This window comes from Endozoicomonas sp. SESOKO4 (genome assembly GCF_024606275.1).
Genome location: NZ_JAHHPS010000586.1, coordinates 1 through 9102 on the forward strand (window position 1 = coordinate 1; position 9102 = coordinate 9102).

Consider the following 9102-nt stretch of genomic DNA (forward strand, 5'->3'; position numbering starts at 1 on the left):
TCAAAAATGATGATTCAATGGCAAGGGCATGGTTTCGCCGGTTTGCTTCATCACACCAGGCGCTAATAAAAACAATCGTCACTGCAAAAGATAAAGATGAACTCCAGAAATGGTTGAGACGTTTTACCAAGGATGAGGCATTAATCAAGTCAATCATGGATCGCCATGGGAGTATTCATTTTCCCGCTCTGTTCTTTTCCACCCTCACTAAACTGATGAATCAATGTAAAACATTTGCATTAGAGACAAAAGCCACCCTCCCCTCTTATGGCGCGACCGGCTCAGCCACTCTCAGTACCGATGGCCGCCATCTGGTGAGTGTCAGGAATTATAAAACGCTGGAAATCTATGGCCAGAAGAGCGATGGATCATGGGAAGCAAAAGGCACTTTTTCCCATTGTGGTCTCAGATCCGTCACCTTCAGTGCCGATGGCCACTATGTAGTGACAGCTGGTGTAGATGGCAAGGCGAAAATTTACGGCCAGAAAGACGAACAATCATGGGAAGAAAAAGCCACTATTTCCCATGATAACTTCCTCATATCAGCCATCTTCAGCGCAGATAGCCGCTATGTGATGAGCTGGAGTAAAGACGGCAAGGCGAAAATCTATGGCAAGAAAGACGATGGCTCATGGGAAGTAAAAGCCATCATTTCCCATAACGCCGGAGTCATTTCAGCCACCTTCAGTGCCGATAGTCGCTATGTAGTGACTGCCGGTGGCAGTGGAGACGGCAAGGTGAAAATCTATGGCAAGAAAGACGAACGATCATGGGAAGAAAAAGCCATTATTTCCCATAATGACTTGGTCGCTTCAGCCTCCTTCAGCACTGATGGCCGCTATGTGGTGACCGCCAGTGGAGATGGCGTGGTGAAAATTTATGGCCGGGAGGACGATGAGTCATGGGCAGAAAAAGCCATCATTACCCACAGGCTTTTAGTAGTATCGGCCACCTTCAGTGTCGATGGCCGCTATGTGGTGACCGCCAGTTTTGATGGCAAAGCGAAAATCTATGGCAAGAACAACGATGGGTCATGGATAGAAAAAGCTATTATTTCTCATGACGGTTGTGTCAGGTCAGCCACCTTCAGCGCCGACGGTCGCCATGTGATGACGACCAGTAATGATCACAAGGTGAAAGTCTATGGCCTGAATGACGATGGATCATGGGAAGAAAAAGCTATCATTTCCCATAAAAAAGAGGTCAACTCAGCCACATTCAGCCCCGATAACCGCTATTTGCAGACCTCCAGTGATGACGACGAGACGAAAATCTATGGCCTGAAGGACGGTGGTTCATGGGAAGTAAAAGCCATCATTTCCCATGACGATATTGTCAACTCAGCCACATTCAGCCCCGATAGCCAACATGTGATCACCGCCGGTTACGATGGCACGGCGAAAATTTATGGTCGGCAGAACGATGAAACCTGGAAAGAAAAAGCCATCATTTCAGATCATGGTACAATCAATTCAGCCACCTTCAGCATGGATGGCCATGTGTTGACCATCCAGACCTTCCATAGCGTTAGTACGTTGAAAATCACTGAACTACAGATGAGTGACTGATGGTTTGCTGTCACTCATTGGCTCAGGCCCACATTATTCTTCTGCAACACCTGCTCAGCACGATAACTTGAGCGCACCAGGGCACCGGCCACGACTTCAACAAAACCTCTTTCCAGGCCCCACTGACGATACTTCTCGAACTCTTCGGGCGTCACGTAACGTTCAATTGGCAAATGGTTTTTGGTGGGTTGCAGATACTGGCCCAGAGTCAGGATATCGCAATCAATGGCCCTGAGATCATTCATAGTCTCAATGATTTCGTCCTCGGTTTCACCCAGACCCAGCATCAGGCTGGTTTTGGTGAGTACATCGGGTCGGTATTTTTTGGAGTGAGCCAGAACAGCGAGCGTCTGTTCATAGCTGGCACGCGGGTCACGAACAGGATGTGTCAGTCGTTTAACGGTTTCAACGTTCTGAGCGAAAACGGCAATACCGCTGTCAACCACAGTTTCTACATCTGCCAATACACCCAAAAAATCCGGTGTCAGCGCTTCAACGTCGGTTTCAGGATTGACTTCCTTCACCCGTTTTACGACGGCGGCATAATGACCGGCACCGCCATCTTCAAGGTCATCACGGTTAACAGAGGTCAGAACCAGGTATTTCAGGTTCATCAGTTTTACGCTGTTGGCCGTGTGGTCCGGCTCCTCCTTATCCAGCCAGCCTTTGGGGTTCCCGGTATTCACCGCACAGAAGCGACAGGCACGGGTGCAGACATCGCCCATCAGCATGATAGTGGCGGTACCGGAACTCCAGCACTCATTGATGTTGGGGCACATGGCCTCTTCACAAACGGTACTCAGTTTGTGCTCATGAACAGTCTCTTTGACTTCTTTGAACTTGCTGCCGTACCTGGGCTTGATTCTCAACCAATCCGGCTTGCGCATAAAAGGCTGAACCGCTTCATCGGAGCGATTGCTGGCCTTGATGCCATTCTTGATGGCGGTAATGCCTTTTTCATTGACAAATTTCTCGCCACTCTGAATGGTAACAGCCGGAATCTGGACGGTTGGAATCAGGTTGCTATCGGTCATAGAATCCCAGTTATGTCGATCAGTTGTACCGTTTGTGAACCCGTTCGTTCACTAACTTGAATTTGGAGACAGATTGCTCAGGCCTCTTGAGCCAGATCAAGCTCTGCTTCTTCCTTTAGTGTTTGCGCCTCATTATACCCAAGTTCCTCCATGAGACACTCAAGTAAGCGACTGCTCACTTCATCCCATTGTACAGGATTTCGAAACTCCCTGAGCTGGGCGACCTGTAAACCCTCATAACCGCAGGGGTTGATGCGGGTAAACGGCTCCAGATCCATATCCAGATTGATACTCAGTCCATGATAACTTCTCATCTGCCTGAATCGCAGCCCCAGGGCCGCAATTTTGGCACCATCAATATAAACACCGGGGGCGTCAGGTCTGGCGCAGGATTCTACACCATAGCTTGCAAGCACTTTGATGATGGCATTCTCAATAGCTGACACCACTTTTCTGGGACCACTGCCTGAGCGGCGAACATCCATCAGCAGATAGACCACCAGCTGACCCGGACCGTGATAAGTAACCTGACCTCCGCGATCCACCTGAACCACGGGAATATCTCCGGGTGCCAGAACATGCTCGGGTTTGCCGGCCTGCCCCTGAGTAAAGACAGGATCGTGCTCAACAAACCAGAACTCATCAACCGTCTGCTCATCTCTCTGTTCGGAAAATGCCTTCATAGCCTCGAACACGGGCTCGTAGGGCTGCCTGCCCAGATAGCGGATATTCAGCTTCATCAAAGTACCATTTGCACCCGGCCAGTAGCTTTAAGGTCTTCGAAGATCGCTTTCAGCTGAGGCTCTCCGGTGGCGAGAATAGTCACCATGACAGAAGTATACTTGCCGGTACGGCTCTCTTTCAGCCGGAAGTTGCCATCGTAATCCGGAGCATGCTGCTTAACGATAGCGCAGACAGCTTCCTGAAAATCCGGAGCAGCATTACCCACGATACGGATTTCGTAATCGCAGGGAAATTCAATTTTTAGCGCTTCTTGATCGGTCATTTTTTACACTGTTGATAAATGAAATATCTTCAGAGTCGTCAAGCCTGAAGATATTAGTATTTCACTCACTGGACACTGCCACTGAACGCTCAGGACAACCCCCTAAAGAACAGCACGATGCTGTCCCAGAGACGCTTGAAGAAACCACCACGCTCTATCGCAGTTTCTGCTCTGAGAGGGACTTCTTTGACGATCTCATCATCGATAGTCACTTTCAGTGTACCCAGCTGCTGGCCAGCTTCGACTGGCGCTTCAATAATGGGATCAATATCCATCGTCGCTTTCAGTTTCTTACCGGTATGCCTGGGAACTGTGACAATCAAGTCCTTATCGATGGCAATGTCTACCTGATCCTGTGTCCCCTTCCAGACCGGGACAGTTTCAAGCGTTACGCCACCTTTTTTGACATCCACATTTTCGAAGAAACGGAAGCCATAGGTCAGTAGTTTCTGTGCCTCAGCAGCACGCTGTTTCTCTCCATTGGCACCCAGGATAACAGTAATCAGACGACGTCCATCGCGTTTTGCAGTAGCCGCCAGACCATATCCACTGGCTTCAATATGGCCTGTTTTTAAACCGTCCACATTGGGGTTACTCCATAAAAGACGGTTTCTGTTTGCCTGACGACGCAATGGCTTGCCGGTTTTCTTGTTGGTACCGTATTGGTAATACTTCTGAGCATAAAGCTCATAATACTCCGGGTAATCTTTGACAATGTGACGAGACAGTATCGCAAGATCCCTCGCAGTGGAATAGTGATCAGACGCAGGCCAGCCGGATGCATTCATAAAATGGGAGTTAATCATCCCCAGTCGTTTGGCCGTATTGTTCATAAGCTGGACAAAGGCGTCTTCACTGCCGGCAATGTGCTCAGCTATCGCGACACTGGCATCATTACCGGAGACAATAATGATACCTTTTAACAGTTCCTGCACCGGAACCCGCTCACCCACCTCTACAAACATGGTCGAGCCGCCCATTTTCCAGGCTTTTTCGCTGATCAGAACCTCATCATCGCGATGAATATTGCCAGCAGCCAGCTCAACCTCGGCGATGTAAGCGGTCATCATTTTGGTCAGGCTGGCGGGGTGAGAGGTGTCATCCGCATTATCGGAGGCCAGAATTTCTCCGCTGTCAGCATCCATCAATACAAAACTGTTAGCAGCGATCTTGGGTGCAGCAGGAATCAGGGCAGCAGCCTGAGCCCGAACGGTTCCGGTCGCCAGAATAAACACCATGAGCACCCATCCAGCTACACTTTTCAATCGCTCATGACTGGCCCGGACAGGATTTAATCGTTTGATCATTATAGAAATTAGCTCTGAAATTCACTGTTGTCGGCCATTATAATGTTACCGACTAATGAGTTTAAGGGAAGCATTGAAAATAGAATGTAATGTGTTCATGGTCTGCTCAGTTAAAGTCTACCAGCCCCCGGTTGGAACATAGGCCTGACCGACTAAAAAAACCTGACTCAGACTACTCCCTGATGGCCTCAGATGCATCTTCGTAAATCAGGTATGGCACGTCAAAATCACCTTCATCGAGCTTATCAAGGAGTTCCTCCAGATGCTCGATCGTTTGAATCGGTCCAATCCTGACACGGTAAAAGGGATCAGGCTCCTCATCCCCTTTCACCACCTTGATATCACTGCCTATGGTTTCAGCCACCTGCCGACGCAATACCTGTGCGTAGTGGTAATTTTTTAGCGCTGCCAGTTGCACAAAGAGCAGTTGATTATTATCACCCCCATTAGCTGCTTCAGTACTTTTAGCGGCAGCAAGGGATCTCACATCTATCCCCTCTATCAGCACATCAGTCACTCCCTTTTTGGCGAACCCCAGCTTGACGGCAGCGGCATAGGAGAGATCAATAACCCGATCACCATGGAAAGGCCCACGATCATTGACCCGAAGTACAACCGACTTGCCATTGTGACTGTTGGTGACCTTGACATAGGAAGGCAGAGGCAAAGTCTTGTGCGCCGCAGTCATACCATAAAGATCGTAAATTTCACCGTTAGCCGTCTGCTTGCCATGAAACTTGGAGCCATACCATGAGGCCTTGCCTTTTTCCTGATAGCCTTTGGCACTCTTCATGGGGGTATAGGTCACATCATTGAGTTCATAGGGAGAATCCTTGAACTGACCATCATGGGTGACAGGAATGGCATCAGGGATCTGGCTGACATCCCTTTTCTCTGTGGGAGGCCCGTCCTCAACAGTCACACAACCACTTAACAGAAGAAAGGTCAGTCCCAGAAGGCTTCCTGCTATAGATCTTGCTCTGATTATCAATTTCATAGGATATGGCGCTTTAACGTTATTCTGCCTTAGGCTACAGAGCCTGAACGAATATCTGTGACAAAAAAAAAAGAAAACCGCTTTTACGCCCGAAGCATAAAAACGGTGCCTTTGTTCATGAACCAGAAGGCTCAGACTATTTAGATTGCTTTCCGGCTAATGTCCTTCCAGACTTTGACACTGATGTTGTATAGCCGGTTTTTACATCCCTCGCTAGCTGATAAACGGCCATTGCATAAAGTTTGCTGCGGTTGTACGTCGTAATGACATAGAAATTATGCATCCCCAGCCAGTACTCCGGCCCCTTTTCACCTTCAAGCTTGATGGCAGCTGCCTTGGCAGTGTCTGGTACAGGGGCCTCTGGACGCCAGCCAGAACCTTCCAGCTGCTTCAGGGTTTTTTTCGGCCTGACGGAGTCAGACACCGCTTTCTCATATTGGCTTCCAGTAACCTTCGCCTTGCTGGCAATAGGCTTGCCGGCTCTCCAGCCATTTTCGCGGAGATAATTGGCAACGCTGGCGATAGCATCTTCTTCCTGCTTCCAGATATTTGACTGACCATCACCGGTATAATCTACCGCGTAAGCCCTGTAACTTGAGGGCATAAACTGGGGTATACCCATGGCGCCAGCATAAGAGCCGGTCAGATCTGAAGCATCCAGTTCCTGCTCGCGGGTCAGAATAAGAAATTCTTTCAGCTGCTGGGTGAAAAACTTGCTGCGCGGAGGATAATCGAAGCTCAGAGTAGACAGCGCATCGAGAACCTTAAAGCCACCGGTCTGGCGACCATAGTAAGTTTCAACGCCGATAATGGCCACAATCACATCCGCAGGGACACCATACTCCTTTTCAACTTTGGAGAGCGTTTTCTGGTGCGCCTCCCAGAAGGTCACGCCAAGGTCTACTCGCTCCGGGGTCATAAAAATCTTTCGGTAGTCCTTCCACTCCAGACGCTTCTCAGCTGGCCTGCTGATTAACTCAAGTACTCTGTCAGACTTGTTAGCCTTACCCAGAATGTCCTGCAGCTCCTTGCGAGAAAACTGTTCGTTCTTGACCAAGTCATCAATAAACGCCTTTACTTCTGGTTGAAGCGCATAATCAGGCTTATCATCGACTGCCTTTTTAGAATCAGCAGCCATTGCCGGTGCCGCTAAAAGACAACCACTGAACAATACACCTGCAACCATGAGTCGAAATGGCGGCAGTCCTAAAAATTCTTTTACCCTTCTTAAGGCCATATGCCCTCCCTGCTACTACTCAGATGAATGCCGTTAGCTGATTGAACTTCATACGGGATAATGTCTACTTTACAGCAGTCACGGAGAGACAACTAGCGTACCGGCTTTATTTAAGTTAAATGTTGCTTTGCCCAATGCAGAGAAACCTGATGTAAAAAAGCCCTCTTGTGAGAACGAACGGATCTTGTGATATCGTTTAAGCCCATACGGCGCTCCTAAACTGCGTGAGTTCGCCAGTGCTTTAACGACGTATGAACAATTGGGGTGTTGGTCAAGATTGCACCTAAACCTTTCCAGCAGCCGGAACCCGCTGTCGTCTTCCTGCTTGCAGACGACTGATATTGGGGGGAGCATTTTGTGAAGAACATCGAACTGACCGGGGGGCAGGGTAGTTGCTGCCCGCAGGATGCCCTGAAACTGAACAGGTTGCATGACAAACACTCAACGTTTAGCGACCGACTGAATGCCTGTGAGTATAGCTCATGCGAGCAACATTTAACCTAAACGGAGGCTGTCGCCTGCGTAATCATTTGATAGGGAACGAACTTATGAAAAAGAGGGTTTTCCCTGCAATTACCGACTTTGCCCCAGAAATGTTTTATGAGTCTGTATCGACATCAACAGACCAAACCCTGCCATCAGGGTAACCAGCGAGGTTCCTCCCCGACTCACCAGAGGCAAAGGCACCCCGACCACAGGTAGCAGGCCGCTCACCATACCAATATTGACAAAGATGTAGACGAAAAACGTCAGGGTAATACTACCTGCCAGCAGTCTGCCAAACAGAGTCTGAGCCCTGAGTGTTATAAACAGGCCTCGACCGATAATCAGAGCATATAATGCCAGTAGAATCAGGCATCCCATCAGGCCAAACTCTTCCGCCAATACCGCAATAATAAAGTCAGTATGACTCTCCGGCAGAAAGTCCAGATGCGACTGGGTTCCCAACAACCAGCCTTTACCATATAGCCCACCCGATCCAATGGCAATTTTTGACTGGATAATATTCCAGCCTGCACCCCAGGGATCACTCTGGGGATTGAGAAAGGTCAGCACCCGCTGCTTCTGATAGTTAAGCATGACAAAATGCCAAAAACCCCAGATAGAAGGAACGGCCAGCATAATCGCAGAAAAAATCAGTCGCTTCCTCAACCCCGCCAGCAGTAATATAAACAGGCCTGAAGCACCAATCAGCAGGGAGGTCCCCAAGTCGGGCTGCCTGGCAATCAGCACGACTGGAATACCAATCAAGATCATTACAGCGACAATATTTTTTAAAGAAAGCGGCAGCTGTCGCTTTGAAACATAAGTCGCCACTACAATCGGCATAACCAGCTTGATGATTTCAGAGGGCTGAAAGCGAATAAAAGGTAATTGAATCCAGCGCTGTGCCCCCTTGGAGTGAATCCCCATGATCAACACAGCGATCAGGAGAGCGACACCGCCAATATATATCCACGGTGACAGCCGCATCAGCAGTCGAGGTGAAATCTGGGCAATGATAATCATGCCAACAAACCCAATGAGCATATAGATGGCTTGTCGAATGACAATGCTCATATCTTGCCCACTGGCACTGTATAAAATAAACAGACCGGCTCCGCAGACAATGACCACAAAACCTATCAGCATAAAGTCGATATGCAGGCGCTCTGACCAGTCAGGTGCCTTGTGAAAGCCCTGCCCTTCATCTAGCTGGCGAACAAAATCCTGACCGGTCATTGTGTGGTCCTCTTGTTGTCAGCACTGGTTTTCTTCTGTTCGGCTCTGGCGAGTCTGGGGAGGAGATAAAAGTCCATCACATCCCTGGCTACGTTGGCTGCACCATTGCTGTTCTCCAATACCACAGCCATCGCTATCTGGGGATCTTCAATAGGCGCAAAAGCCACGAACAGACTATGATCCCGCTCGAACTCCTTGAGTTTTTCAGCATCATATTCTTCACCCTGAGGA

General features: G+C 49.0%; 9 protein-coding genes and 1 pseudogene. 1 reads left to right on the top strand and 9 read right to left on the bottom strand.

The features are described 5' to 3' along the window. A partial coding sequence (locus KDK16_RS11455; RefSeq protein ID WP_257276209.1) for a WD40 repeat domain-containing protein occupies positions 1-1568 on the top strand: 1568 nt, incomplete at its 5' end. A 14-nt stretch (positions 1569-1582) separates the two neighbouring features. Here the strand turns inward: KDK16_RS11455 and lipA are convergent. From lipA to KDK16_RS11505, 9 genes and pseudogenes are all read right to left on the bottom strand, one after another. Beyond that, positions 1583-2602: a lipoyl synthase gene (lipA, locus tag KDK16_RS11460; protein WP_257276210.1), complete on the bottom strand. Its 1020-nt coding sequence runs from the start codon at positions 2600-2602 to the stop codon at positions 1583-1585. Between the two features lie 77 nt (positions 2603-2679). Further along, complete coding sequence (lipB, locus tag KDK16_RS11465; RefSeq protein ID WP_257276211.1) at positions 2680-3342, bottom strand: lipoyl(octanoyl) transferase LipB; 663 nt, start codon at positions 3340-3342, stop codon at positions 2680-2682. Then, positions 3342-3608 carry a YbeD family protein gene (locus KDK16_RS11470; protein ID WP_257276212.1) on the bottom strand — a complete coding sequence of 89 codons (267 nt, stop codon included), beginning with the start codon at positions 3606-3608 and terminating at the stop codon, positions 3342-3344. Before KDK16_RS11470 ends, lipB begins: the two co-directional genes overlap by 1 nt. Before the next feature lie 89 nt (positions 3609-3697). Beyond that, positions 3698-4915 (bottom strand): D-alanyl-D-alanine carboxypeptidase family protein, encoded by a 1218-nt coding sequence (locus tag KDK16_RS11475; protein ID WP_257276213.1) that lies wholly within the window; start codon positions 4913-4915, stop codon positions 3698-3700. Positions 4916-5087: 172 nt separating this feature from the next. Further along, positions 5088-5912, bottom strand: a complete 825-nt coding sequence (locus KDK16_RS13425) for a septal ring lytic transglycosylase RlpA family protein (RefSeq protein ID WP_306670803.1) — start codon at positions 5910-5912, stop codon at positions 5088-5090. Positions 5913-6048: 136 nt separating this feature from the next. Beyond that, complete coding sequence (gene mltB / locus KDK16_RS11490; RefSeq protein WP_257276214.1) at positions 6049-7149, bottom strand: lytic murein transglycosylase B; 1101 nt, start codon at positions 7147-7149, stop codon at positions 6049-6051. 78 nt (positions 7150-7227) lie between these two features. Further along, positions 7228-7581: a hypothetical protein gene (locus KDK16_RS11495; protein WP_257276215.1), complete on the bottom strand. Its 354-nt coding sequence runs from the start codon at positions 7579-7581 to the stop codon at positions 7228-7230. Positions 7582-7722: 141 nt separating this feature from the next. Next, positions 7723-8871: a rod shape-determining protein RodA gene (gene rodA, locus KDK16_RS11500; RefSeq protein ID WP_257276216.1), complete on the bottom strand. Its 1149-nt coding sequence runs from the start codon at positions 8869-8871 to the stop codon at positions 7723-7725. Next, positions 8868-9102 (bottom strand): annotated as a pseudogene (locus tag KDK16_RS11505) (penicillin-binding protein 2); the annotation flags it as partial. The gene rodA and the pseudogene KDK16_RS11505, both read right to left, overlap by 4 nt.